Origin of the sequence: Pseudomonas monteilii NBRC 103158 = DSM 14164, from assembly GCF_000730605.1 — a bacterium.
Classification (GTDB): domain Bacteria; phylum Pseudomonadota; class Gammaproteobacteria; order Pseudomonadales; family Pseudomonadaceae; genus Aquipseudomonas; species Aquipseudomonas monteilii.
In genome coordinates this window covers 1-24453 of record NZ_BBIS01000020.1, presented here as the reverse complement: position 1 = coordinate 24453, position 24453 = coordinate 1, and the positions used below count along the sequence as shown (strand labels likewise).

At 63.0% G+C, this 24453-nt stretch carries 22 protein-coding genes and 1 riboswitch; of the genes, 11 read left to right on the top strand and 11 right to left on the bottom strand.

Annotated features, from left to right (window positions below; translation table 11 throughout):
• Window positions 1–20 precede the first annotated feature (20 nt).
• The 7 genes from PM2_RS12050 to tkt all read right to left on the bottom strand — a co-directional run bounded on the left by PM2_RS12050 (window position 21) and on the right by tkt (window position 8552).
• Complete coding sequence (locus PM2_RS12050) at window positions 21–2147, bottom strand: putative bifunctional diguanylate cyclase/phosphodiesterase (protein WP_028698473.1); 2127 nt, start codon at window positions 2145–2147, stop codon at window positions 21–23.
• 210 nt (window positions 2148–2357) lie between these two features.
• Complete coding sequence (gene fba, locus PM2_RS12045) at window positions 2358–3422, bottom strand: class II fructose-bisphosphate aldolase (protein WP_016712383.1); 1065 nt, start codon at window positions 3420–3422, stop codon at window positions 2358–2360.
• A 100-nt stretch (window positions 3423–3522) separates the two neighbouring features.
• On the bottom strand, window positions 3523–3852 hold the full coding sequence (locus PM2_RS12040) for an MliC family protein (protein ID WP_016712384.1): 330 nt from the start codon (window positions 3850–3852) through the stop codon (window positions 3523–3525).
• A 63-nt stretch (window positions 3853–3915) separates the two neighbouring features.
• Window positions 3916–4167 (bottom strand): hypothetical protein, encoded by a 252-nt coding sequence (locus tag PM2_RS12035; RefSeq protein WP_016712385.1) that lies wholly within the window; start codon window positions 4165–4167, stop codon window positions 3916–3918.
• Window positions 4167–5330: a phosphoglycerate kinase gene (locus PM2_RS12030; RefSeq protein ID WP_028698472.1), complete on the bottom strand. Its 1164-nt coding sequence runs from the start codon at window positions 5328–5330 to the stop codon at window positions 4167–4169. The genes PM2_RS12035 and PM2_RS12030 overlap by 1 nt, the downstream gene beginning before the upstream one ends.
• A gap of 12 nt (window positions 5331–5342) precedes the next feature.
• Window positions 5343–6404, bottom strand: a complete 1062-nt coding sequence (gene epd / locus PM2_RS12025) for an erythrose-4-phosphate dehydrogenase (RefSeq protein WP_016712387.1) — start codon at window positions 6402–6404, stop codon at window positions 5343–5345.
• 150 nt (window positions 6405–6554) lie between these two features.
• Window positions 6555–8552 carry a transketolase gene (gene tkt / locus PM2_RS12020; RefSeq protein WP_016712388.1) on the bottom strand — a complete coding sequence of 666 codons (1998 nt, stop codon included), beginning with the start codon at window positions 8550–8552 and terminating at the stop codon, window positions 6555–6557.
• Between the two features lie 229 nt (window positions 8553–8781).
• Here tkt and PM2_RS12015 point away from each other — a divergent pair, with 229 nt between their 5' ends.
• The 4 genes from PM2_RS12015 to PM2_RS12000 all read left to right on the top strand — a co-directional run bounded on the left by PM2_RS12015 (window position 8782) and on the right by PM2_RS12000 (window position 13354).
• On the top strand, window positions 8782–9774 hold the full coding sequence (locus tag PM2_RS12015) for an ArsR/SmtB family transcription factor (protein ID WP_016712389.1): 993 nt from the start codon (window positions 8782–8784) through the stop codon (window positions 9772–9774).
• An 18-nt stretch (window positions 9775–9792) separates the two neighbouring features.
• Window positions 9793–10983, top strand: a complete 1191-nt coding sequence (gene metK, locus PM2_RS12010; protein ID WP_003249375.1) for a methionine adenosyltransferase — start codon at window positions 9793–9795, stop codon at window positions 10981–10983.
• 145 nt (window positions 10984–11128) lie between these two features.
• Window positions 11129–12829, top strand: a complete 1701-nt coding sequence (gene ligB, locus PM2_RS12005; RefSeq protein WP_016712390.1) for an NAD-dependent DNA ligase LigB — start codon at window positions 11129–11131, stop codon at window positions 12827–12829.
• A 132-nt stretch (window positions 12830–12961) separates the two neighbouring features.
• On the top strand, window positions 12962–13354 hold the full coding sequence (locus PM2_RS12000) for a DUF1090 domain-containing protein (RefSeq protein WP_016712391.1): 393 nt from the start codon (window positions 12962–12964) through the stop codon (window positions 13352–13354).
• A 42-nt stretch (window positions 13355–13396) separates the two neighbouring features.
• On the opposite strand, the gene PM2_RS11995 is transcribed toward PM2_RS12000, so the two are convergent.
• Complete coding sequence (locus PM2_RS11995) at window positions 13397–13843, bottom strand: c-type cytochrome (RefSeq protein ID WP_016712392.1); 447 nt, start codon at window positions 13841–13843, stop codon at window positions 13397–13399.
• Window positions 13844–13962: 119 nt separating this feature from the next.
• Here PM2_RS11995 and mltA point away from each other — a divergent pair, with 119 nt between their 5' ends.
• A complete protein-coding gene (gene mltA, locus PM2_RS11990) occupies window positions 13963–15114 on the top strand; it encodes a murein transglycosylase A (RefSeq protein WP_016712393.1) in 1152 nt (383 codons plus the stop codon).
• 49 nt (window positions 15115–15163) lie between these two features.
• Here mltA and PM2_RS11985 read toward each other — a convergent pair whose 3' ends face one another.
• Window positions 15164–15550: an MAPEG family protein gene (locus tag PM2_RS11985; protein WP_016712394.1), complete on the bottom strand. Its 387-nt coding sequence runs from the start codon at window positions 15548–15550 to the stop codon at window positions 15164–15166.
• Window positions 15551–15577: 27 nt separating this feature from the next.
• Window positions 15578–16411, bottom strand: a complete 834-nt coding sequence (locus PM2_RS11980) for an EamA family transporter (RefSeq protein WP_016712395.1) — start codon at window positions 16409–16411, stop codon at window positions 15578–15580.
• 189 nt (window positions 16412–16600) lie between these two features.
• On the opposite strand from PM2_RS11980, the gene PM2_RS11975 reads away from it, so the two are divergent.
• A complete protein-coding gene (locus tag PM2_RS11975; RefSeq protein ID WP_016712396.1) occupies window positions 16601–17836 on the top strand; it encodes a cation:proton antiporter in 1236 nt (411 codons plus the stop codon).
• A gap of 33 nt (window positions 17837–17869) precedes the next feature.
• On the opposite strand, the gene PM2_RS11970 is transcribed toward PM2_RS11975, so the two are convergent.
• Complete coding sequence (locus PM2_RS11970) at window positions 17870–18271, bottom strand: acyl-CoA thioesterase (RefSeq protein WP_016712397.1); 402 nt, start codon at window positions 18269–18271, stop codon at window positions 17870–17872.
• Window positions 18272–18449: 178 nt separating this feature from the next.
• A riboswitch (S-adenosyl-L-homocysteine riboswitch) is annotated at window positions 18450–18546 on the top strand.
• Between the two features lie 20 nt (window positions 18547–18566).
• On the opposite strand from PM2_RS11970, the gene ahcY reads away from it, so the two are divergent.
• From ahcY to rhlE2, 5 genes are all read left to right on the top strand, one after another.
• Window positions 18567–19976: an adenosylhomocysteinase gene (gene ahcY, locus PM2_RS11965; RefSeq protein ID WP_016712398.1), complete on the top strand. Its 1410-nt coding sequence runs from the start codon at window positions 18567–18569 to the stop codon at window positions 19974–19976.
• Window positions 19977–20084: 108 nt separating this feature from the next.
• The gene (gene metF, locus PM2_RS11960; RefSeq protein WP_016712399.1) at window positions 20085–20930 is read left to right on the top strand and encodes a methylenetetrahydrofolate reductase [NAD(P)H]; all 846 of its coding nucleotides are present in this window, start codon (window positions 20085–20087) and stop codon (window positions 20928–20930) included.
• Between the two features lie 93 nt (window positions 20931–21023).
• Window positions 21024–22097: a macro domain-containing protein gene (locus PM2_RS11955; RefSeq protein WP_028698471.1), complete on the top strand. Its 1074-nt coding sequence runs from the start codon at window positions 21024–21026 to the stop codon at window positions 22095–22097.
• A gap of 66 nt (window positions 22098–22163) precedes the next feature.
• Window positions 22164–22952, top strand: coding sequence for a substrate-binding periplasmic protein (locus PM2_RS11950; protein WP_016712401.1), 789 nt, complete (start codon window positions 22164–22166; stop codon window positions 22950–22952).
• 218 nt (window positions 22953–23170) lie between these two features.
• On the top strand, window positions 23171–24453 hold a 1283-nt coding region (gene rhlE2 / locus PM2_RS11945), incomplete at its 3' end, for an RNA helicase RhlE2 (RefSeq protein ID WP_042131898.1).

Here is a 24453-nt window from a genome sequence, read left to right as displayed (position 1 = left end):
CGAATGCCGATTCTAGCCAATCATGGCCCTGGCCACGAGAAAATTGCCGGAAAGCCGCTGGCGTCCGCTGCGATCATCGGGTGAGCCACCAGGAAGCCCTGCACATATTCACAGCCATTGGCCTTGAGCCAGGCCGCCTGAGGCGGGGTCTCCACCCCTTCGGCAATCACCGTGATACGGTAGTCGGCACACAGGCCAATCACCCTGCGGACCAAAGCCGCATCCACCGCCGAGTCGGGCAGGCGTGCCACCAGGTGGCGGTCAAGCTTGAGGGTGTCGATTGGCAAGTCGCGCAGCATGCGCAATGAGCAGTCACCCGCCCCAAAGTCATCCAGCGCCACCCGAACTCCCAACTCGCGCAGGCGGTGTATCTGCTTGACGGCCGCATCGATGTTGTACATCAACGAGGTCTCCGCCACTTCCACCTCCAGCTGCGCCGGGTCCAGTTGGTAAAGCTGGATGACTCGCTGCAACTCTTCAACCAGGCTGGGCATGACGAACTGCGCACGGCTCAAACTGATGCCAAGTACCAGGTCTGCGGGGAAGCGTTTGTACCAGGCCTGGCGCTGAGCGGCCCCCTGCCGATAAATCCAACTGGCCAGGCGGTTGATCAGCCGTGCTTCCTCCAGCAACGGAATGAACAGCCCCGGCGGTACGTCGCCGACGCTGGGGTGCTGCCAGCGCAACAATGCTTCGAAACCACGCAGACGGCCATCGATGAACGACACCTGAGGCTGATAGACCAAGGTGAAGTCCTGCTGCTCGATGGCGGCGCGCACGCCGTCTTCAAGCATCAGGCGCGAACGTGCGCGGCCGTTGAGTTCCTGGTCATAGAAGCGGTACTGCTGGCGCCCGGCCTGCTTCGCGGCATACATCGCCGCATCGGCTGCACGCAACAGGCCCTCCACATTGGCGCCGCAGTCCGGGTAGGTGGCGATGCCGATACTGACCCCAAGGCTCACATCAAGCCCTTCGATCTGGTGACTGATCGAAATACGCTCAAGCAGTTTCTCGGCATAACGGCCCGCCTGCTCGGGGTAAGGCAGGCTGTCGAACAGTGCAGTGAATTCATCACCGCCCATCCGCGCCAGCAACGCCTCGCTACCCAGGCAGTCCTTGAGTTGCTCGCCTACCCAGCGCAGCACGCGGTCACCGGTTTCATGGCCCAGCGAGTCGTTGATGCGCTTGAAGCCATCCAGGTCCATGTACATCAGCGCCTGCGCCTTGTCCGAGCGCTCGTTACGCAGCAGCGCACCTTCGGCGGCCTGGTAGAAACCCCGCCGGTTGAGCAACCCGGTGAGCGGGTCGGTAACCGCCTGGTACTCCAATTGCTGGTGCAGGTTGCGCACCACCGACATGTCCAGCACCGTCACCACCATGGCCTGCTGGTCGGCCGGCAGCGGTGCACAGGACAGCGCCACCGGCACCAGCTCGCCCTCCAAAGTGCGCAACTGGGCATCGTGTACGCGGAAAATGCGCCGCCCCAGGTAGGCCTGGTAGAAGTCGGACTCCCCCCACAGCCTGGCATTGGCCAGTTGCACCAGGTCAAGCAGGTGAGCGCCCTGCAATTGCTGCACCGGTGCCGCCAGCAAGCGCGAAATGGCCGGGTTGGCAAAACTGATGACACCTTGTGCATCTACCACCAGGATGCCCTCGGCAGCATTCTCCAGGATCGATGCATTGAATGCTCTGGCGGCCTCCAGCTCTCGGCTCAGACGTTGCAGCATGCGCCGGTTGCGCTGCTGTTCGAGCAAGGCCTGAACCTTGGGCTTGAGGATTTGCGGGTCGAACGGCTTGAACATGTAGTCCACGGCGCCGCTGGCGTAGCCTTTGAGCACGGCGGCTTCGGACTGTTCGTTGGCGGTGAGGAAGATAATCGGGGTCAGCCGGGTGCGTTGGCTGCCACGCATTAGCCGGGCGACTTCGAAACCGTCCATTTCCGGCATTTGCACATCCAGCAGGACCAGGTCGACATCGTGCTCGAGCAACGCGCTCAAGGCTTCCATCCCTGAGCTTGCCGTCAACACTTGCCAATCCTGCCGGGCCAACAAGGCCCGCATGCTGATGAGGTTCTCGGGGTAGTCGTCTACCACCAGAAGAACCGAGCAGCCATCCAGTGGCTGTGGTTGAGCTTGAGCGCCATCCATGCTGCTTCTCTGTTATGTGACCGACTTCAAAATACGGTTGGATCCATTAATACTCTAGACCCGAGGCCGTAACGCGCAATGCAATCAGAACGCTATCAGTGGCTCAACTGTACGGTAGCCGACTAACGGTCAGTCTGCCGGGATTATGTGCAGGTTCTCTCGCCCATAAAAAAACCCGCATCGCTGCGGGTTTTTCATGCTGCCGGTCGATCAGTTGACCTTGGCGGCCAGCTCACCTTTCAGGTAGCGCTGGTACATGCCTTCCAGGGAGATCGGCTTGATCTTCGAGGCATTGCCGGCGGTGCCGAAGGCTTCGTAACGGGCGATGCACACGTCGCGCATGGCCTTGACGGTTTCGCCGAAGAACTTGCGTGGGTCGAACTCGCTCGGGTTCTGTGCCATCAGGCGGCGCATGGCACCGGTAGAGGCCAGACGCAGGTCGGTGTCGATGTTGACCTTACGTACGCCGTACTTGATACCTTCGACGATCTCTTCAACCGGTACACCGTAGGTTTCCTTGATGTCGCCGCCGTACTGGTTGATGATCGCCAGCCACTCTTGCGGTACCGAGGAAGAACCGTGCATCACCAGGTGGGTGTTGGGGATGCGCTTGTGGATTTCCTTGATGCGGTCGATGGCCAGCACGTCGCCGGTAGGCGGCTTGGTGAACTTGTAGGCACCGTGGCTGGTACCGATGGCGATCGCCAGGGCGTCGACCTGAGTCTTCTTGACGAAGTCGGCAGCCTCTTCCGGGTCGGTCAGCATCTGGCTGTGGTCCAGAACGCCTTCGGCGCCGATGCCGTCTTCTTCACCGGCCATGCCGGTTTCCAGCGAACCCAGGCAGCCCAGCTCGCCTTCTACCGAAACACCGCAGGCGTGTGCCATGGCAACGGTCTGCTGGGTAACGCGGACGTTGTACTCGTAGTCGGTCGGGGTCTTGCCGTCTTCACCCAGCGAGCCGTCCATCATGACCGAGCTGAAGCCCAGCTGGATCGAGCGCTGGCAGACGTCAGGGCTGGTGCCGTGGTCCTGGTGCATGCACACCGGGATGTGCGGGAATTCTTCGATGGCCGCCAGGATCAGGTGGCGCAGGAACGGGGCGCCAGCGTATTTGCGGGCACCGGCCGAAGCCTGGACGATCACCGGGGAGTCGGTCTTGTCGGCCGCTTCCATGATGGCGCGCATCTGCTCGAGGTTGTTGACGTTGAAAGCTGGTACGCCGTAACCGAACTCGGCGGCGTGGTCCAGCATCTGGCGCATGCTAATGAGTGCCATTGTGTATCTCTCTCCCGACAAGCGTCGTTTGTTTCGTGCAAGCCTGCCGCAGGGGCGGTTGCTGTTCAAGTAGTGTGGGCCACCGTTGCGGCCCGGCCAGTCACGGTGCCTTGCAGCCCCGCCCAATCAGATCGTTGGTTGCCACCCAGTACACCAGGCCTTCTTCGCCCTTGGTGTGGAAGGCCAGCATGCCATCGCTGTACAGCGCACCCGAGGCACCCGGCTCGGACTTGAGCCGGTAGACCTGGTCGCCGCCACCCAGGCGCACGTCGACCTGGTCGCGTTGTGCATCGGCGAAGCGCCACAGCACTTCGGCCTGGGTGTCGCAGACCCAACGGGTCCAGTTGTCTGCTGGGGCGGGTTGCGCCGGCTGCAGCAGTGAGCATCCTGCCAGTGTCGCCAGGGCCGTAGCGGCCAAAAGCGCTTTCATTACATATCCTCTAGATGACCACACAGCGGTCGCTTGGTTGCCTGAGCCGACGAAACGCCGGGCTCAAGGGCAACCCGGCGCCTTGCGCTGGTGGTCTTCGTCGTACTTTTCCAGGCCTTCCGGGCCCACGCGCTTGCTGATGACCGGCACGGTTTCGGCCTGCCATTCGGACTGATAGCAGCCGCCCCTGGGCGAATGCGCCGGATCGGCATCGGAAGCCGGGCTGCCAGAGCAGGCGCTCAGCAGGCCGGCCAGCATCATCACAGGCAATTGCTTGACCATCAGGCCACTCCCTTTGCCAAGCGCCGACGTCATCAGGCCTTGGCCCGCTCTTCCAGGATTGCCACGGCGGGCAGGACCTTGCCCTCGACGAACTCGAAGAAGGCACCACCACCGGTAGAAATGTAGGAGATATCCTTGCTGACGCCATATTTGTCGATAGCGGCCAGGGTGTCACCGCCACCGGCGATGGAGAATGCAGCGCTGTCGGCGATGGCCTTGGCCAGTACCTGGGTGCCGTTGCCGAACTGGTCGAACTCGAACACGCCGACCGGGCCGTTCCACAGGATGGTCTTCGACGACTTCAGCAGCTCGGCGAAGTTGGCCGCGGTTTGCGGGCCGATGTCCAGGATCATGTCATCGGCTGCCACGTCGGCGATGGCCTTGACCGTAGCTTCGGCCGTTTCGGCGAATTCCTTGGCAACCACCACGTCTACTGGCAGTGGCACGCTGACCTTGGCGGCGATGGCCTTGGCGGTGTCGACCAGGTCAGGCTCGTACAGCGACTTGCCCACCGGGTGGCCAGCAGCGGCCAGGAAGGTGTTGGCGATGCCGCCACCGACGATCAGCTGGTCGCACACGGCGCTCAGGCTGTTCAGCACGTCCAGCTTGGTGGACACCTTGGAACCGGCAACGATGGCCGCCATCGGCTTGGCAGGCGCCTTCAGGGCTTTGCCCAGCGCATCCAGCTCGGCAGCCAGCAGCGGGCCGGCAGCAGCGACCTTGGCGAACTTGGCCACACCATGGGTCGAACCTTCGGCGCGGTGAGCGGTGCCGAACGCGTCCATGACGAACACGTCGCACAGGGCAGCGTACTTCTGCGCCAGTTCGTCAGCGTTCTTTTTCTCGCCCTTGTTGAAGCGCACGTTCTCGAACAGCACCAGGTCACCGGCCTGTACCGCGACACCGTCCAGGTAGTCGGCAACCAGCGGCACGTCGCGGCCCAGGGCCTTGCTCAGGTAGTCGGCAACCGGCTTGAGGCTGTTCTCGGCAGAGAACTCGCCTTCGGTCGGGCGGCCCAGGTGCGAGCAGACCATTACCGCCGCGCCCTTCTCCAGGGCCAGCTTGATGGTCGGCAGCGCTGCCAGGATACGCGCATCGCTGGCTACCACACCGTCCTTGACAGGCACGTTGAGGTCTTCACGGATCAGTACGCGTTTACCTTGCAGGTCGAGGTCGGTCATCTTCAACACGGTCATGAATGCAGTCCTTCAGGGCTGTTTGTTGCGGGTTGGGTGAACGACGTGCAGAAAGTGTTCGGCAACGTCGAGCATTCGGTTGGCAAAACCCCATTCGTTGTCGAACCAGGCCAGCAAGTTCACCAGGCGGGGGCCGGAAACACGGGTCTGGCTGGCATCGACGATCGCCGAATGCGGGTCATGGTTGAAATCACAGCTGGCGTGCGGCAGTTCGGTGTAGGCCAGCAAGCCTTTGAGCGGGCCTTCCAGTGCCGCCTCGCGCAATACCCGGTTGACCTCGGCCGCGCTGGTGTCGCGGGCGGTCTGCAGGGTGATGTCCAGGCACGAGACGTTGACGGTGGGCACGCGTACCGCTTTGGCCTGGATTCGCCCAGCAAGTTCCGGCAGCAGGCGCTCGATGCCACGCGCCAGACCAGTGGACACCGGGATCACCGACTGGAAGGCCGAACGCGTGCGGCGCAGGTCTTCGTGGTGGTAGGCGTCGATCACCGGCTGGTCGTTCATCGCCGAGTGAATGGTGGTGATCTGCACGTATTCGATGCCGAACGCCTGGTCCAGCACACGCAACAGCGGCACACCGCAGTTGGTGGTACACGAGGCGTTGGACACCAGGCGTTCGCTGCCGGTCAGGCAGGCCTGGTTGATGCCGTAGACCACCGTGGCGTCAACGTCGGCTTCGCTGGCCATGGGCTGCGAGAACAGTACCCGGGGCGCACCGGCGTCGAGGAAACGCTGGCCATCAGCGCGGGTGTTATAGGCGCCGGAGCATTCCAGCACCAGGTCGATGCCGAGCGCTGCCCAGTCGATGCCTTCAGGGGTAGCACTGCGCATTACCTTCACGCAGTCGCCATTGATATGCAGACAATCGCCATCGACCTTCACCTCACCGGGGAAACGCCCGTGGGTGGAGTCGAAGCGAGTCAGGTATTCCAGGCTGGCCTGATCGGCCAGGTCGTTCAGCGCGACGATCTCGAAACCGGCCTTCGCCCCCCGCTCGAACAGCGCGCGCAGGACACAGCGGCCGATACGGCCATAACCGTTGAGTGCAACTTTGTAGGGACGCAGGTGGCGCATAGGTAGCTCTTGAACTCCGGCAGTTGAACGGGGCCGCTGCGCAGCCCATTCGCGGCACAAGGCCGCTCCTACAGGGGACGGCATACGCAATACCCTGTAGGAGCGGCCTTGTGCCGCGAACGAGGGCCAAAGGCCCTCGCCTTCCTTGTATCAGTCTTCCAGCAGCTCTTCGGCAGTACCGAGGATGTTCTCCAGGGTGAAGCCGAACTCTTCGAACAGTGCCGAAGCCGGCGCCGACTCACCGTAGGTGGTCATGCCAATGATACGGCCTTCCAGGCCGACGTACTTGTACCAGAAGTCGGCGTGGGCCGCTTCGATGGCGATACGCGCACCCACTTCCAGCGGCAGCACCGACTGCTTGTAGGCAGCGTCCTGGGCATCGAACACGCTGGTGCACGGCATGGAAACCACGCGCACCTTGCGGCCTTGCTCGGTCAGCTTGTCGAACGCCTGAACGGCCAGGCCCACTTCGGAACCGGTGGCGATCAGGATCAGCTCCGGCTCGCCGGCGCAGTCCTTGAGCACGTAGCCACCACGGCTGATGTCGGCGATCTGCTGGGCATCGCGGTCCTGGTGCTGCAGGTTCTGGCGCGAGAAGATAAGTGCCGAAGGGCCGTCCTTGCGCTCCAGGGCGCTTTTCCAGGACACGGCGGATTCCACCGCGTCGGCCGGGCGCCAGGTGTCCAGGTTCGGCGTGCTGCGCAGGCTGGTCAGTTGCTCGATTGGCTGGTGAGTCGGGCCGTCTTCACCCAGGCCGATGGAGTCGTGGGTATAGACGTGGATCACACGCTGCTTCATCAGTGCCGACATGCGCACGGCGTTGCGGGCGTATTCCATGAACATCAGGAAAGTCGCGCCGTAAGGCACCAGGCCACCGTGCAGGGCGACACCGTTCATAATGGCGGTCATGCCGAACTCGCGCACGCCGTAGAACACGTAGTTGCCGCTGGCGTCATTGGCTTCGACGCCCTTGCAGCCCTTCCACAGGGTCAGGTTGGAGCCTGCCAGGTCAGCCGAGCCACCCAGGAACTCGGGCAGCAGTGGGCCAAAGGCGTTCAGGGCGTTCTGGCTGGCCTTGCGGCTGGCAATGGTTTCGCCCTTGGCGGCCACTTCGTTGATGTAGGCCTGGGCCTTCTCGCTGAAGTCGGCCGGCAGCTCGCCGCTGTCACGGCGTTTGAATTCGGCAGCCAGTTCCGGGAAGGCCTTGGCGTAGGCGTCGAAACGCTGGTTCCAGTCAGCTTCAGCCTTGGCACCAGCGGCCTTGGCGTCCCACTCGGCATAGATGTCGGCCGGGATTTCGAACGGACCGTGGTTCCAGTTCAGTTCCTTGCGGGCCAGGGCGATTTCGTCGTTGCCCAGCGGGGCACCGTGGCAGTCTTCCTTGCCCTGCTTGTTCGGCGAACCGAAGCCGATGATGGTCTTGCAGCAGATCAGGGTCGGGCGGTCGCTCTTGCGCGCCGTCTCGATGGCCATCTTGATTTCTTCGGCATCGTGGCCGTCGACGTTGCGAATCACCTGCCAGTTGTACGCTTCGAAGCGCGCCGGGGTGTTGTCGGTGAACCAGCCGTGTACTTCACCGTCAATGGAGATGCCGTTGTCGTCGTAGAAGGCGATCAGCTTGTTCAGGCCCAGGGTGCCGGCCAGCGAGGCGACTTCATGGGAGATACCTTCCATCATGCAGCCATCGCCCAGGAACACGTAAGTGTTGTGGTCGACGATGGTGTGGCCTTCACGGTTGAACTGGGCAGCCAGTACTTTTTCGGCCAGGGCGAAGCCCACGGCGTTGGCGATACCCTGGCCCAGTGGGCCGGTGGTGGTCTCGACGCCTGGGGTGTAGCCGTATTCCGGATGGCCCGGGGTGCGGCTGTGCAGCTGACGGAAGCCTTTGATGTCATCGATGGTGACGTCGTAGCCGGTCAGGTGCAGCAGCGAGTAGATCAGCATCGAGCCGTGGCCGTTGGACAGCACGAAGCGGTCACGGTCAGCGAAGCTCGGGTTGCTCGGGTTGTGCTTCAGATAGTCGCGCCAAAGCACTTCGGCGATATCCGCCATGCCCATAGGGGCACCTGGGTGGCCGCTGTTGGCCTTTTGCACGGCATCCATGCTGAGGGCACGAATGGCGTTGGCACGTTCACGACGGCTGGGCATCGCTGATCTCCTGGGGGGCTTGAATAGGTGGTGTCACGAAAAAAGGCGGCCATTTTCGCCCACTGGGGGGGCTTGGGGCAATGACGTATGGTCGCAGTCGGGGGATTTTCCTGTGATTGGCCTTCAATTCGGGGCAAAACCGGGATAACCGCCCCGCCCATCACTCAATATCAAAACTTTTTGATATTGGCCTTGCTAGGGCATTGATGCCTGTCTAGACTGCCGCCCCATGAACCTCCGTGCGCAATCGATCCCCGAGCAACGCGAAGCATTGGCCGCCCTGTGCAAGGCCAGTGGCGACGCGCTGCGCCTGAACGTATTGCGCGCCCTGGCCAACGACTCGTTCGGTGTGCTGGAACTGGCGCAGATCTTCGACATCGGCCAGTCGGGCATGAGCCACCACCTGAAGGTGCTGGCCCAGGCCGAGCTGGTGGCAACCCGTCGCGAAGGCAACGCCATCTTTTACCGCCGCGCCCTGCCCGATGGCCTGCGCCTGGGTGGCCGGCTGCACGCGGCATTGCTTGAAGAAGTGGATGACATGGCCCTGCCGCCTGACGTGCAAGCGCGGATCGCCCAGGTGCAACAACGCCGCGCGGCCACCAGCCAGGACTTCTTCCTGCGTGTGGAAGAGAAATTCCGCGCCCAGCAAGACCTGATCGCCGGCCTGCCGCAATACCGCGAAAGCCTGCTGACACTGCTCGACAAACTCAATTTCGACCGGGCCGCCAGCGCCTTGGAGGTTGGCCCCGGCGACGGCGGCTTCCTGCCAGACCTGGCCCGGCGCTTTGCCCACGTCACCGCCCTGGACAACAGCCCGACCATGCTTGAGCTGGCGCGCCAGGTGTGCCAACGCGAAGGGCTTCACAACGTCAACCTGCAGTTGGCCGATGCACTGGATGCAACGGATGTGGCCGCCGACTGCGTTGTGCTGAACATGGTGCTGCACCATTTCAGCGACCCGGCCCTGGCCTTGCGCCAGCTGGCCAAACGGGTAAAGGCAGGCGGCAGCCTGCTGGTCACCGAACTGTGCAGCCATGACCAGGGGTGGGCGCGCGAAGCCTGCGGCGACCTGTGGCTTGGCTTCGAGCAGGACGACCTGGCCCGCTGGGCCAACGCTGCCGGGCTCGCCCACGGGGACAGCCTGTACGTAGGCTTGCGTAACGGTTTCCAGATCCAGGTCCGCCATTTCCAGCGGACGGCTGGCGACATACACCATCGGTAAATTTCAGGAACCTTCGAGATGAGCGAATACTCCCTTTTCACCTCCGAGTCCGTGTCCGAAGGGCATCCGGACAAGATCGCCGACCAGATTTCGGACGCTGTCCTCGATGCCATCATCGCCCAGGACAAATACGCCCGCGTGGCCTGCGAAACCCTGGTCAAGACCGGTGTCGCCATCATCGCCGGCGAAGTCACCACTTCGGCCTGGGTCGACCTGGAAGACCTGGTGCGTAAAGTCATCATCGACATCGGCTACAACAGCTCCGACGTCGGCTTCGACGGCGCCACCTGCGCCGTGATGAACATCATCGGCAAGCAGTCGGTGGACATCGCCCAGGGCGTGGACCGCTCCAAGCCTGAAGACCAGGGCGCTGGCGACCAGGGCCTGATGTTCGGCTATGCCAGCAACGAAACCGAAGTGCTGATGCCGGCACCGATCTGCTTCTCGCACCGCCTGGTCGAGCGCCAGGCCGAAGCGCGCAAATCCGGCCTGCTGCCATGGCTGCGCCCGGACGCCAAGTCGCAAGTCACCTGCCGCTATGAAAACGGCAAGGTGGTCGGTATCGACGCCGTGGTGCTGTCGACCCAGCACAACCCTGAGGTTTCGCAGAAAGACCTGCAAGAAGCCGTGATGGAGCTGATCGTCAAGCACACCCTGCCTGCCGAGCTGCTGCACAAGGGCACCCAGTACCACATCAACCCGACCGGCAACTTCATCATCGGCGGCCCGGTGGGTGACTGTGGCCTGACCGGCCGCAAGATCATCGTCGACTCCTACGGCGGCATGGCCCGCCACGGTGGTGGCGCGTTCTCCGGCAAGGACCCGTCCAAGGTCGACCGTTCCGCCGCCTACGCCGGCCGCTACGTGGCCAAGAACATCGTTGCCGCCGGCCTGGCAGAGCGTTGCGAGATCCAGGTGTCGTACGCCATTGGCGTGGCCCAGCCGACCTCCATCTCGATCAACACCTTCGGCACCGGCAAGGTTTCCGACGACAAGATCATCCAGCTGGTGCGCGAGTGCTTCGACCTGCGTCCGTACGCGATCACCACCATGCTCGACCTGCTGCACCCGATGTACCAGGAAACCGCTGCCTACGGCCACTTCGGTCGCACCCCGCAGCAGAAGACTGTCGGCGACGACACCTTCACCACCTTCACCTGGGAGCGCACCGACCGCGCCCAGTCGCTGCGTGACGCTGCCGGCCTGTAAGCTTCCTACAGCGCCTGGCGAAAGCCCCTGCCGAGTGATCGGCAGGGGCTTTTTTGTGACATATCGGCTGACAATCTCGCTGCGGCAAGCACCAGCAAACCTGCCTAGGCTGGGGGCTCCTACACGCCACGCAAGGATGCTGGCCATGCTTCACCCTTTGTTGCTTACCCTGCTGCTGTTGCTGCAGGCCCCAATGGCCCGGGCCGAGCAGTGCCCCGACTGGTCTGCACAACACGTCGACGCCGAAGTAGCGCAACTGCGGGCCACACTTGCCCGCTGGGACGATCACTACCACCGACAAGGTGTTGCGCTGGTGGCCGACGCGCTTTACGACCAGAGCCGCCTACGCCTGGAGCATTTGCAGCAATGCTTTGGCCTGGCCACCGCTCCATCCCCCTTGGCCAGCGCGCGAGGCCCGATCCCTCACGCGGTACCGCATACCGGCATCGACAAGCTGGCTGATCGCCAGGCCGTCGCACGTTGGCTGGTCGGCAAGACCGGTGTATGGGTGCAGCCCAAGATCGACGGTGTTGCCGTCTCGCTCACCTATCGGCAAGGCCAGCTGGTGCAGTTGGTCAGTCGCGGAGACGGCGTGCAAGGGCACGACTGGAGCCGGCACATTCCCCAGCTAGGCACCCTCACCCGGCAGTTGCCTCAGGCAATCGACCTGCAATTGCAGGGTGAGTTGTATCTGCGCCTGGACCAGCATGTGCAAGCCCGGGCAGGCAGCGCCAACGCCCGCGGCACCGTGGCCGGGCTGCTCGCACGCAAACAGCTGACAACTGAACAAGGCGCCGGCATCGGCCTGTTCGTCTGGGACTGGCCGCACGGCCCCAGCCAGCAGGCTGAGCGCCTCAAGCAACTGGCGCAACTGGGCTTTCCGGAAAGCCTGCGCTACAGCATCGCCATAGGCACCACGGACGAGGCCGCCCATTGGCGCGACCACTGGTACCGCTCTGCCCTGCCTTTCGCCACCGATGGTGTGGTGCTGCGCCAGGGCAGTCGGCCGCCGGCAGAGCGCTGGCAAGCCAAGGCGCCTTACTGGATCGCGGCCTGGAAGTACCCCTATGCACAGGCCTTGGCCGAAGTGCGTGACGTACGCTTCCGGGTCGGTCGCACCGGCAAGGTCACGCCAGTTTTGCAATTGCTGCCGGTCACCCTGGACGACCGACGCATTACCCAGGTGAGCCTGGGCTCGCTGGCGCGCTGGCACAGCCTCGACATCCGCCCCGGTGACCAGGTAGCCATCAGCCTGGCCGGGTTGACCATCCCACGCCTGGAGCAGGTGGTGCATCGCGCAGTCGAACGCCAGGCGGTCAGCGCGCCGGCGCCCGACCGTTACCACGCCCACACTTGCTGGCAGGCCAGCGAGGGCTGCGAGGAGCAGTTCATTGCCCGCCTGACGTGGCTCAGCGGTAAACACGGGCTGGCCTTGCCACGCACCGGGCCTGGCACCTGGCGCCGGCTGGTGGACGCCGGGCTAGTGACATCGATGGCCGACTGGTTGCATCTGGATGCCGAGCGCCTGGGCCAGGTGGCAGGCATCAGTGATGCGACATCTGTGCAGTTGGCGAGCAGCTTCGATGTGGCTCGCACACGGCCTTTTGCCCAATGGTTGCGCGGGCTGGGCACCCCCCTACCGTCGAGCCTGCAACTGACAGGCGACTGGCCAGGATTGGAAAAACGCAGCAGCCGTGAATGGCAAGCCTTGGCCGGGATTGGCGAAAAACGTGGGCAGCAACTGGCGGGGTTTTTTGCTGCCGATGAGGTCAAAGCCCTTGCCGCAGAGCTGGCCCTGGCAGGGATCAACGGGTTCCAGAGCAGCAGCGAACCCATCAAGCAATGATTTTTTACCAATTTACTTGTAGGGAAACCCTGAGATAGCCCCAGAAAAAGCCGACAAGGGTTCCTAAATGGGCAAAACCAAGGCAGGATTTCCACCAACTTTTGCTGCCCCGCCCCGTCCAGGAGGCTTTTCATGAAACGTATTTCGACCCTTTTGCTGCTCGCGACACTTGGCCTGGCCGCAGGCACCGCACAGGCTGCCCAGCCGGATGCCGGCCTGACCGGCTGCGCCGCTAAGCGCAGTGCCATCGAAAACCAGCTGAAGATTGCCCGTGACCATGGCAACAGCGACCAGGTTGCAGGGTTGGAAGAAGCCCTGCGCGGGGTGGACAATTGCACCGACGCCAGCCTGCGCAAGGAACGTGAGCAGAAGGTGCTCGACGCCCGCCATGAAGTGGCGCAGCGGGAAAAAGACTTGAAGAAGGCCGAGAAGAAAGGCGACGCCGAGAAGATCAACAAGCGCAAAGACAAGCTGGCCGAGTCGCGTAAAGAATTGCAGGAAGCAGTCGACGACCTGGACCGCTGAGACCAGCAGCAAACGCGGTCAATGTAGAAGCGGCCCATGCCATCAGTGATTGCGGAATTCGGTATGACAGGCCTTGCACGCCGCTTCGACCTTGTCCATCGGCGCCTTCAACTGCGCGGCATCCAGCGGCTGGCTGCGGGTTACACCGACCAGTTCGCCGGTAACGCCCTCCAGTTGCCGGGCCAGGTCATGAAAACGCGTTTGGCGCTCCCATACCTCGGCACGGGCGGCGCTGTCGCCGCCATCGCGTACCTGAGGAAAGTGCTGCCAGGGTTGATGGGCAAGGCCGTCCAGCTTCAGCGCACCGTCGGCAAACTTCACCCCGTCGAACGGCAACCGGCCACGCAGCATGCCACCCAGGTCTTCGCTGGTCTTGAGCATGTCCTTGAATATCACCTTGCGCTTGCCCAGCGGCGAGTTCGGGTCAACCCGGTCACAACCGCCCAGGGCCAGTGCTGCCAGCAGAACAACGGTCAATCGCTTCAACATCACGCTCACTTCGGCCTACGCAAATGGGCGGCCAGTATCGCTGCCCAAGGGCCAAAGACCAATAGCCACATAAATTACAGGGGTGAATCTTCATTTTCGCCCATGACAGGAATGCACTCATGAAATCTGCCCTGCGCCACCTGGCCTGGACACTCCCTGTACTGGCGTTGCTGGCCGGCTGCAATGGCGGCGAGAACGCCAAGCCCGAGCCCCACGCCATCGCCACCTATGCCCCGGCCACCTGGAAAGACCTGCCGGCGGTCAGCGATGAAGACCTGTTGGCCGGCTTTTACGCCTGGCGCAGCGGCTGCGAGAAGCTCAAGCGCGACCCCGTGTGGGCTGCCACCTGTGAAGCGGCCGGAAGCGCCACGGCAAGCGCCGCGCAAGTGCGCACCTTTCTGGAGCAGAACCTGGAGGTGTACGGCCTGCGCTCTGCCGAGAACAACGCCAACGGCCTGATCACCGGTTACTACGAGCCGGTCTACCCCGGCAGCCTGAAGCAGTCGTCGACCAACCATGTGGCGGTTTATGGCATTCCTGAGGACATGATCGTGGTCGACCTGGCCAGCGTGTACCCCGAGCTGAAGGGCAAACGCCTGCGCGGTCGCCTCGATGGCCGGGTGCTCAAGCCTTACGACACTGCCGAGGTGATCAACCGTGACGGCGTCAAGGCGCCGGTGCTGGCCTGGCTGACCGACCCGATGGACCTGCAGTTCCTGCAGATCCAGGGCTCCGGCCGCGTCCAACTGGAGGACGGCCGGCAACTGCGCCTGGGCTACGCCGACCAGAACGGCCACCCCTACCGGCCAATCGGCCGCTGGCTGGTGGAACAGGGCCAGCTGAAAAAAGAAGAGGTGAGCATGGGCGCGATTCACGCCTGGGCCCAGGCCAACCCGCAGCGCGTGCCGGAACTGCTGGCCAGCAACCCCAGCTACGTGTTCTTCAGCACCCGCCCGGACAGCAACGAAGGCCCGCGCGGGTCGCTGAATGTGCCACTGACTGCCGGCTACAGCGTGGCCATCGACCGCAAGGTGATACCGCTGGGCAGCCTGTTGTGGCTGTCCACGACTCGCCCGGATGGCTCGCCGGTGGTGCGCCCGGTTGGGGCGCAGGACACAGGCGGGGCGATTGCTGGCGAGGTGCGTGCGGACCTGTTCTGGGGTACCGGGCCGCAAGCCGGCGAGCTGGCCGGGAACATGAAGCAGCAGGGGCAGATCTGGATGCTGTGGCCCAAGGGCCAGCCACTGCCTGAAGTGCCCAAAGTGCCTTGATCGGCGGTGGATTCTTCGCGGGCTTGCCCGCGAAGAACACAACGCGGTCTCACATGGAAACCACAAAGAACGACACGATCAGCGCCAACCCGGCAAACCACACCAGCGACCTCAAGGCAGCCCAGTCCGCCAGGTAGCAGATGATGTAAAGCAGCCGGCTGGTGATGTACATCACCCCCAGCACATCCTGCGTCACCTGCTCGGCATTGCCGACGATGTCCGCTACCAGCACCGCTGCGGCAAACGCCGGAAACGCCTCGTAGCCATTCTGCTGCGCAGCATGGGCACGCCGCGGCAAGCCCGACAAGGTATCGAGGAAGGCACGCGGGTCATGGTTATCCTTGAGACCAAAGCGGCCACTGCTCACCTTGGCGATCAAGGCACACAGCGGATTCAACAGCAGCGCGATCAAAATGCACCACAGGGCAACGGTCATGCTCGGGACTCCTTGTTCGAAAATGGGTTAGAGCTTCATCACCAGCATGCCTGCCAGGACCAGCCCGCAAGCTAGGAGTCTTGGCCCGCCAAAAGGTTCTTTGAGGTAGCGCATGCCCAGCAGCACCACCAGGATTACGCTCAACTCGCGCAACGCAGCTGCCTCGGCCACCGACCCCAGATGCATGGCCCAGAGCACCAGGGCGTAGCTGAACAATACGCAAAAGCCCACCGCCAGCCCCAGGCGCCATTGTGTTCGCCAGAACAGCATGAACGGTGCGCGCCGAGCCACGCTGGCCAGCAGCGGAAATTGCCAGGCGCTGAGCAGGGTCAACCACACCAGGTAGTCCCAAGGCTTGCCCCACAAGCGCACGGCCTGGCCATCGAACCAGGTGTAGCAGCCGATGCACAGGCCAATCAGGGCAACCACCGGCAGCATCGACCAAGGCAGCCGGTCACCCCCACCGCCCTGCCACAACAGGCAGGCCATGCCACACGGGATCAGCAGGATGCCGATGATCTGCTGCTGGCTCAGCGACTCCCCGGCGAAGGCCAGGGTCAGCCCCAGCACCACCAATGGTGACAGCCCGCGCATCAGAGGATAGACCAGCCCCAGGTCGCCCACGCGATAGGCCTGGATCAGCAAATAGCGGTACAACTGCTCGGCGAGTGCCGAAGCGATCAACCAAGGCCAGATTTCAGCGGGCGGCACATCGACGAACGCCACGGCCAGCACCGCGAAAGCGAGTGCAACCGTGTCCATGCTGGCGATTACCAGCAGGCGCTCGCCGCTGAATTTGATCAGGGTATTCCAGGTCGCATGCAGCAGGGCGGCGACCAGCACCAGGGATGTTGCCAACACGCCTTCTTATCCTTGCAGGGTTGTAAGGGGTCGAATATAGGGCATTCCGGGGGGCCGCCGCGCCCCCGGCATGGGAACGATTTCAGGGGATTCGGTCAAACCCTGTGTCCCGAACCCCGCGCCAGGTCATCAAAGAACTGCCCGAGCCCTTCGGGTAACGACTTGGAAGCCACTGTTACAGGATTCGGGATGCTTGAATTAGTTGCCGCGTTTATCTGCCTCACCACCCTTCTTACCTACGTCAATTACCGCTTCATCGGCCTGCCCCCCGCCATCGGCGTGATGGTCACGGCATTGCTGTTCTCCCTGATGCTGCAGGGCCTGAGCCTGATCGGCTTCCCGGGCCTGGAAGAACGCGTCGAAGGCTTGATGAACCAGATCGATTTCAACGACCTGCTGATGCACTGGATGCTGGCCTTCCTGCTGTTTGCCGGCGCACTGCACGTCAACCTCAGCGACCTGCGCAGCTACCGTTGGCCCATTGGCCTGCTGGCGACATTGGGCGTGCTAATCGCCACCGTGGTTATCGGCTATTTGTCGCACTGGGTATTCGCCCTGTTCGGCTGGCAGGTGCCGTTGATTTACTGCCTGCTGTTCGGTGCGCTGATTTCGCCCACCGACCCGATTGCCGTGCTGGGCGCGCTGCGCACCGCCAACGCCTCCAAACCGCTCAAAACCACTATCGTTGGCGAGTCGCTGTTCAACGATGGCACGGCGGTAGTGGTGTTCACCGTGCTGCTGGGCATCATCCAGCTGGGTGAAACACCGAGCATGACCGACACCGCCATCCTGTTCGCCCGGGAGGCCATCGGTGGCGTGGTGTTCGGCGGCCTGATCGGCTACGCCACCTACCGCATGATCAAAAGTGTCGAGCAGTACCAGGTCGAGGTCATGCTGACCCTGGCACTGGTCATTGGTGGCTCGGCCATGTGCTACGAGCTGCATGTCTCGGCGCCGATCGCCATGGTGGTGGCCGGCCTGATCATCGGTAACCTTGGGCGCAACCTGGCGATGAATGACATGACCCGTCGCTACATGGACGGTTTCTGGGAGTTGATCGATGACATGCTCAACGCCTTGTTGTTCGCGTTGATCGGCCTGGAGCTGTTGCTGCTGCCGTTCAACTGGATGCACCTGGCGGCCGGCGGCGTGCTGGCGCTGGCGGTGCTGCTGTCGCGGTTGCTGACCGTGGCCCCGGCCATTGTGCTGCTGCGGCGCTGGCGCCCGGTGCCGAAAGGCACGGTGCGGGTGCTGACCTGGGGTGGCTTGCGGGGTGGGGTGTCGGTGGCCCTGGCGCTGTCGTTGCCGCTGGGCGAGGAGCGTGACCTGCTGCTGTCGATCACCTACATCGTGGTGCTGTCGTCGATTCTGGTGCAGGGGTTGAGCATCGGGCGGGTGGTGCGCAAGGTCAGCGCCCAGCCTTGAGATTCTGGGGCCGCTTTGCGGCCCCCAAAATCGTCATTCCACCGCAGAATCCGGGAACTGGTCCTGGATGTACTTGATCTCGGTACGCCCATGCGGCGCCGGCAGGCCGTCTTCACCCAGGTTGACGAAGACCATCTTGTCGACCGTGAGGATGGCCTTGCGGCTGATCTTGTTGCGCACTTCGCACTTGAGCGTGATCGAGGTACGACCAAACTCGGTGGCGGTGATGCCCAGCTCGATGATGTCGCCCTGGCGCGAAGCGCTGACGAAGTTGATTTCGGAAATGTACTTGGTTACCACGCGCTGGTTGCCCAGCTGGACGATGGCGTAGATCGCCGCCTCTTCGTCGATCCAGCGCAACAGACTGCCACCGAACAGGGTGCCATTGGGGTTGAGGTCTTCGGGTTTAACCCACTTGCGGGTGTGAAAGTTCATCTGTACTCCTGACCTGCTTGGCTAACGTAGAACAATGATGGCAGAGCGGCCGCCATCGCTCCATTGAACATCGACTATCGTCGCGATTAATCGACAGAAAACCTTGGGCAAGCGGGCGGGGGCGGCTATAATCTGCGCCGCTTCACATGGTTGCCCACAGCGGCGCCATGCCCGCCACCTGTCCGAGGGGCGCTGCAGCAGGCTAGGCCTGTCAGGCTCGGATGGGGCGTTGCTCGCTCTTGCGGGCGCTTAACGCACAACGGCGCCCATTCGCACACTACGAATGGAGGCTCTCATGAGCGCTGCAAACATGCCTGCTGGTTTTACCGATTACAAAGTCGCCGACATCTCCTTGGCCGCCTGGGGCCGTCGCGAAACCATCATTGCCGAATCGGAAATGCCTGCGCTGATGGGCCTGCGTCGCAAGTACCTGGCCGAGCAGCCGCTCAAGGGTGCGAAGATCCTGGGCTGCATCCACATGACCATCCAGACCGCCGTGCTGATCGAAACCCTGGTAGCCCTGGGTGCCGAAGTGCGCTGGTCGTCCTGCAACATCTTCTCCACTCAAGACCAGGCCGCCGCGTCCATCGCCGCTGCTGGCATTCCGGTATTCGCCTGGAAAGGTGAAACCGAAGAAGAGTACGAGTGGTGCCTGGAGCAGACCATCCTGAAAGATGGCAAGCCATGGGACGCCAACATGGTCCTCGACGACGGTGGTGACCTGACCGAGCTGCTGCACAAGAAGTACCCACAGGTACTGGACCGCGTACACGGCGTGACCGAAGAGACCACCACCGGCGTACACCGCCTGCTGGACATGCTGGCCAAGGGCGAGCTGAAAGTGCCGGCCATCAACGTCAACGACTCGGTCACCAAGAGCAAGAACGACAACAAGTACGGCTGCCGTCACAGCCTGAACGACGCCATCAAGCGCGGCACCGACCACCTGCTGTCGGGCAAGCAAGCCCTGGTGATCGGCTACGGTGACGTGGGCAAGGGCTCGGCCCAGTCCCTGCGCCAGGAAGGCATGATCGTGAAGGTCACCGAAGTTGACCCGATCTGCGCCATGCAGGCCTGCATGGACGGCTTCGAGCTGGTCTCGCCGTTCATCGATGGCATCAACAACGGCACCGAAGCCAGCATCGACAAGGCCCTGCTGGGCAAGATCGACCTGATCGTCACCACCACCGGTAACGTCAACGTCTGCGACGCCAACATGCTCAAGGCCCTGAAGAAGCGTGCGGTGGTCTGCAACATCGGCCACTTCGATAACGAAATCGACACCGCCTTCATGCGCAAGAACTGGGCCTGGGAAGAGGTCAAGCCGCAGGTACACAAGATCCACCGTACCGGCGCTGGCAGCTTCGACCCACAGAACGACGACTACCTGATCCTGCTGGCCGAAGGCCGCCTGGTCAACCTGGGTAACGCCACTGGCCACCCAAGCCGCATCATGGACGGTTCGTTCGCCAACCAGGTGCTGGCCCAGATCTTCCTGTTCAAGCAGAAGTTCGCCGACCTGTCGGCCGAGAAGAAGGCCGAGCGCCTGACCGTAGAAGTGCTGCCGAAGAAACTCGACGAAGAAGTAGCCCTGGAAATGGTCCGCGGCTTCGGCGGTGTGGTCACCAAGCTGACTCAGCAACAAGCCGACTACATCGGTGTGACCGTCGAAGGCCCGTTCAAGCCGCACGCCTACCGCTACTAAGCGTTCGTAGGCAACGCTTCGCAACGATGCCCAAGCCAGGCCGGCCCACACCGCCCTGGCTTTTACTTGCAGCCTGCCGCGTGAAGCAGGCTGCTTGAGGAACGAGTGATGTCACAAGAACGCCGCTACAGTTTCGAGTTCTTCCCCACCAAGACCGACGCCGGTCACGAAAAGCTGATGGGCGTCGCCCGCCAGCTGGCCAGCTACAACCCGGACTTCTTCTCCTGCACCTACGGCGCCGGCGGCTCCACCCGCGACCGCACGCTGAACACCGTGCTGCAGCTGGAAAGCGAAGTGAAGGTACCTGCCGCGCCGCACCTGTCGTGCGTGGGCGACTCCAAGGACGACCTGCGCGCCCTGCTGGCCGAATACAAGGCCGCCGGCATCAAGCGCATCGTCGCCCTGCGTGGCGACCTGCCGTCGGGCATGGGCATGGCCAGTGGCGAACTGCGCTACGCCAGCGACCTGGTCGAGTTCATCCGCCAGGAAACCGCTGATCACTTCCACCTGGAAGTGGCCGCCTACCCTGAGATGCACCCGCAGGCGCGCAACTTCGAGGCCGACCTGGCCAACTTCGTGCACAAGGTCAAGGCCGGTGCCGACAGCGCCATCACCCAGTACTTCTTCAACGCCGACAGCTACTTCTACTTCGTCGAGCGCGCACAGAAGCTGGGCGTGGACATCCCGGTGGTGCCTGGCATCATGCCAATCACCAACTACAGCAAGCTGGCCCGTTTCTCCGACGCCTGTGGCGCCGAGATCCCGCGCTGGATCCGCAAGCAGCTGGAAGCCTATGCCGACGACACCGCCAGCATCCAGGCCTTCGGCGAAGAAGTGATCACCCGCATGTGCGAACAGCTGCTGCAAGGTGGCGCACCGGGCCTGCACTTCTACACCTTGAACCAGGCCGAACCGAGCCTGGCGATCTGGAACAACCTCAAGCTGCCGCGCTGAAATCTTTTGGCAAAATCTGCTTAAGAAATGATTAAGGCTTTGGTCATAGACTAAAGCCTTATTCATTTTCGGGTTACATAGGTCTTGCCTGCCATGCAGCATTCCCAGCCACCGCGTCCACAGCTTGTCTACCTGGCTTTTGGCCCGGCAACCTATCACCAGGAAGCCTGCTTCAGCATCGTCAGCGCCCTTGCCCACCTGGGTACGGCACGTGAAGCCATGGACATCCAGGTGTACACCGACAACCCGCAGCCCTATGCCAAACTGCCTGTCAGCATCCACCTGCTGGACGAAGCCAAGCGCCAGGCATGGAACGCCCCCCACGGTTATCACTTTCGCAGCAAGCACGTGCTGTTGCGCCAGGTGCTGGAGCAACACCCGCTGGCGGTGCTGATCGACACCGACACCTTTTTCCGCACGTCGCCACTGCAACTGTTCGCCCGCGTGGCCCCAGGCAAGCTGCTGTGCAATGCCATCGGCCCGCGCTACGGCGCGAACCAGAAGTGCCTGCTGTACAAGAACCTGCTGACCATTTTGCAAAGCCGGGGCCTGGCCGACTGCCAGATGCCACTGATCAACTCCGGCGTGATCGGCCTCACGGCCGAGGACGCCAGCACACTGGACAGTTCCATCGCCATGATGGACGAGTTCTACCCCCTCGCCCGCGAGGCTTATACCCTCGAAGAGTTCTGCCTGGCGGTGGCGGCCTATCGCCAACTGGAGCTGGCAGAGTGCACCGATGTCATCCACCACTACTGGAGCCGCAAGGCGCAATTTCGCGCCAAGATCCAGGCCTGGCTGCGCAAGCACGACCACGACCCGCTGGGCCAGGCGGCGCTGGCTGACGTCAAGCTGGTCAACGACCAGCTACCCCGGCCACCCGCGCTGCACCGCCTGGGCTACAAGGCGTTGAGCATGACCCTGCCTAGACACGAGCGCCAGTTCGCCCGCGAGTTGCTCTATGGCTGCTACCCCTACCCCAATGAGTTCGACCGCGCCTGCGCGCCGGCCTGGTGGGACAAGGCCCTGGAAAACCTCAACGCCCGCTGCGGCCAGCTGCAACCCGAGCAACTGCGCCAGTGCTTGCGCCACCCGGGGCTGCGGCTGTCGCTGGGTGAGCGGCGCAAGGAAATCGAGACGCATTTGCTGAGGTCCTCCCACATTTGAGTGGGCCGGCACAGGAGAACATCACACCCTCTGGCCTAGAACAGGCCGAGCGCGTAATCTCCGGCCATGCCACTCGTCGCCCGCCTGTTCTGCACCCTGCTGCTCGCCTGCCTGAGCCCGTCGGCCTTGGGCGAGCGTCTGCGCTTGGTGTCCGATGACTGGGCACCCTACATCTACCAGCAGAATGGCCAACCCCACGGCATCGACTACGAAGTCACCACCGAGGTGTTCAAACGCCTCGGCGTCGAGGTGGAATGGCAGTTCCTTCCATGGAAGCGCTGCCTGGCAATGATCGAGCAAGGCCTGGCCGACGGGATTCTGGACATCTTCCAGACCGAAGCCCGGCGCCCCTACCTGGTCTATGCCCCCGAGCCCTTGTCGCAAGTCGAATTCGTGTTGTTCCAGGCGCGCGCACGCCGCCACCCTGTAACCGGCCCAGACGACCTCGCAGGCCTCACCATCGGCACCTCGCCCGGCTATGCCTACGGCGCCGCGTTCAACGAGGCCACGCATTTCCGTCGGGAAGCCGCACCCACCCAGGAAGCCAACTTCGGCAAGCTGCTGTTGGGCCGTATCGACCTGGCAATCACCGATCGCAAGGTTGGTCATTACCTGCTCCGGCAACTGGGCCTGGAACAGCAAGTAGAGGCGCTGCCGCTGGTGATCAACCGCCAGGCCCAGTACCTGGGGCTGGTACGTAAACCCGGGCGTGAGGCATTGGCCCTGGCCTTTGCCGAAGCACTGCAGCGTTTCAAACAGGAACCGGCCTTTGCCGCCATCAGCCAGCGCTACACAGACGACATCGGAAACATTCTCAACGCCGTTGAGCAGCAGGAAAGCAGCACAGCGCGATAGCTCTGTTATACTCGGGCCTTCCCGCCCGGCTCACGCCCGGACGCTCGGCCTCGCAACAGGCATCCCGATCGGCACCGACGCCCCTTCGCGTCCACCCTCCGTTTCCCGGATGTGCAGTGAAAGCCCAGCTGGACCGGACGCGATCGCATCCCACCGATGCCCGTCGCGCCAGGCAGAACATCCCAACGGGCCCAGCCCACACGAGAACAGGATCGCCCATGTCCTTTGCTTCCCTCGGTCTCTCCGAGGCTCTTGTCCGCGCTATCGAGGCTGCGGGCTATACCCAGCCGACCCCCGTGCAACAGCGGGCCATTCCCGCCGTGTTGCAAGGCCGTGACCTGATGGTTGCCGCACAGACAGGTACTGGTAAAACCGGCGGTTTCGCCCTGCCGATTCTCGAGCGTCTGTTCCCGGCCGGCCACCCCGACAAGTCGCAACGTCACGGCCCGCGCCAGCCGCGCGTTCTGGTCCTGACCCCGACCCGCGAACTGGCAGCCCAGGTGCACGACAGCTTCAAGGTGTATGCCCGCGACCTGCCACTGGTCAGCGCCTGCATCTTCGGCGGCGTTGGCATGAACCCGCAGATCCAGGCCATCGCCAAAGGCGTTGACGTGCTCGTCGCCTGCCCGGGCCGCCTGCTCGACCTGGCCGGCCAAGGCAAGGTCGACCTGGCCCACGTAGAAATCCTGGTCCTCGATGAAGCCGACCGCATGCTCGACATGGGCTTCATCCACGACGTCAAGAAAGTACTGGCCCGCCTGCCGGCCAAGCGCCAGAACCTGCTGTTCTCGGCCACCTTCTCCAAGGACATCACCGACCTCGCCGACAAGCTTCTGCATAACCCGGAGCGTATCGAGGTCACCCCGCCGAACACCACGGTCGAACGTATCGAGCAACGCGTCTACCGCCTGCCTGCCAGCCACAAGCGCGCGCTGCTGGCACACCTGATTACCCTGGGTGCCTGGGAACAGGTGCTGGTGTTCACCCGTACCAAGCACGGCGCCAACCGCCTGGCCGAGTACCTGGAAAAGCACGGCCTGACCGCCGCTGCGATCCACGGCAACAAGAGCCAGAACGCCCGCACCAAGGCGCTGGCCGACTTCAAGGCCAACAGTGTGCGCGTGCTGGTTGCCACCGACATCGCCGCCCGCGGCCTGGACATCGACCAACTGCCTCATGTGGTCAACTTCGAGCTGCCCAATGTCGAGGAAGATTACGTTCACCGCATTGGCCGTACCGGCCGTGCCGGTCGTTCGGGCGAGGCGATTTCCATGGTCGCGCCGGATGAAGAGAAGCTGCTCAAGAGCATCGAGCGGGTTACCAGGCAGAAGATCCCTGACGGCGACCTGATGGGCTTCGACGCCAGCCAGGTAGAAGCCGAAAAACCCGAAGTGCGTGAGCGCCCGCAGAACAATGGCCGTGGCGGCCGTAATCAGCCACGCGGCGAAGGCAGCAAGGACGCCAACGGCGGCCGCAAGGACAAAGGCAAGGATAAAGGCAA

Coding starts and splice junctions, on each gene's coding strand:
- PM2_RS11975 (WP_016712396.1), top strand. CDS start 16,601: ATGCTTGAATTAGTTGCCGCGTTTATCTGCCTCACCACCCTTCTTACC.
- PM2_RS12040 (WP_016712384.1), bottom strand. CDS start 3,852: ATGAAAGCGCTTTTGGCCGCTACGGCCCTGGCGACACTGGCAGGATGC.
- PM2_RS11970 (WP_016712397.1), bottom strand. CDS start 18,271: ATGAACTTTCACACCCGCAAGTGGGTTAAACCCGAAGACCTCAACCCC.
- PM2_RS12030 (WP_028698472.1), bottom strand. CDS start 5,330: ATGACCGTGTTGAAGATGACCGACCTCGACCTGCAAGGTAAACGCGTA.
- PM2_RS12035 (WP_016712385.1), bottom strand. CDS start 4,167: ATGACGTCGGCGCTTGGCAAAGGGAGTGGCCTGATGGTCAAGCAATTG.
- fba (WP_016712383.1), bottom strand. CDS start 3,422: ATGGCACTCATTAGCATGCGCCAGATGCTGGACCACGCCGCCGAGTTC.
- ligB (WP_016712390.1), top strand. CDS start 11,129: ATGCTTCACCCTTTGTTGCTTACCCTGCTGCTGTTGCTGCAGGCCCCA.
- mltA (WP_016712393.1), top strand. CDS start 13,963: ATGAAATCTGCCCTGCGCCACCTGGCCTGGACACTCCCTGTACTGGCG.
- PM2_RS12015 (WP_016712389.1), top strand. CDS start 8,782: ATGAACCTCCGTGCGCAATCGATCCCCGAGCAACGCGAAGCATTGGCC.
- epd (WP_016712387.1), bottom strand. CDS start 6,404: ATGCGCCACCTGCGTCCCTACAAAGTTGCACTCAACGGTTATGGCCGT.
- PM2_RS12050 (WP_028698473.1), bottom strand. CDS start 2,147: ATGGATGGCGCTCAAGCTCAACCACAGCCACTGGATGGCTGCTCGGTT.
- metK (WP_003249375.1), top strand. CDS start 9,793: ATGAGCGAATACTCCCTTTTCACCTCCGAGTCCGTGTCCGAAGGGCAT.
- ahcY (WP_016712398.1), top strand. CDS start 18,567: ATGAGCGCTGCAAACATGCCTGCTGGTTTTACCGATTACAAAGTCGCC.
- PM2_RS11950 (WP_016712401.1), top strand. CDS start 22,164: ATGCCACTCGTCGCCCGCCTGTTCTGCACCCTGCTGCTCGCCTGCCTG.
- PM2_RS11985 (WP_016712394.1), bottom strand. CDS start 15,550: ATGACCGTTGCCCTGTGGTGCATTTTGATCGCGCTGCTGTTGAATCCG.
- PM2_RS12000 (WP_016712391.1), top strand. CDS start 12,962: ATGAAACGTATTTCGACCCTTTTGCTGCTCGCGACACTTGGCCTGGCC.
- PM2_RS11955 (WP_028698471.1), top strand. CDS start 21,024: ATGCAGCATTCCCAGCCACCGCGTCCACAGCTTGTCTACCTGGCTTTT.
- PM2_RS11995 (WP_016712392.1), bottom strand. CDS start 13,843: ATGTTGAAGCGATTGACCGTTGTTCTGCTGGCAGCACTGGCCCTGGGC.
- metF (WP_016712399.1), top strand. CDS start 20,085: ATGTCACAAGAACGCCGCTACAGTTTCGAGTTCTTCCCCACCAAGACC.
- tkt (WP_016712388.1), bottom strand. CDS start 8,552: ATGCCCAGCCGTCGTGAACGTGCCAACGCCATTCGTGCCCTCAGCATG.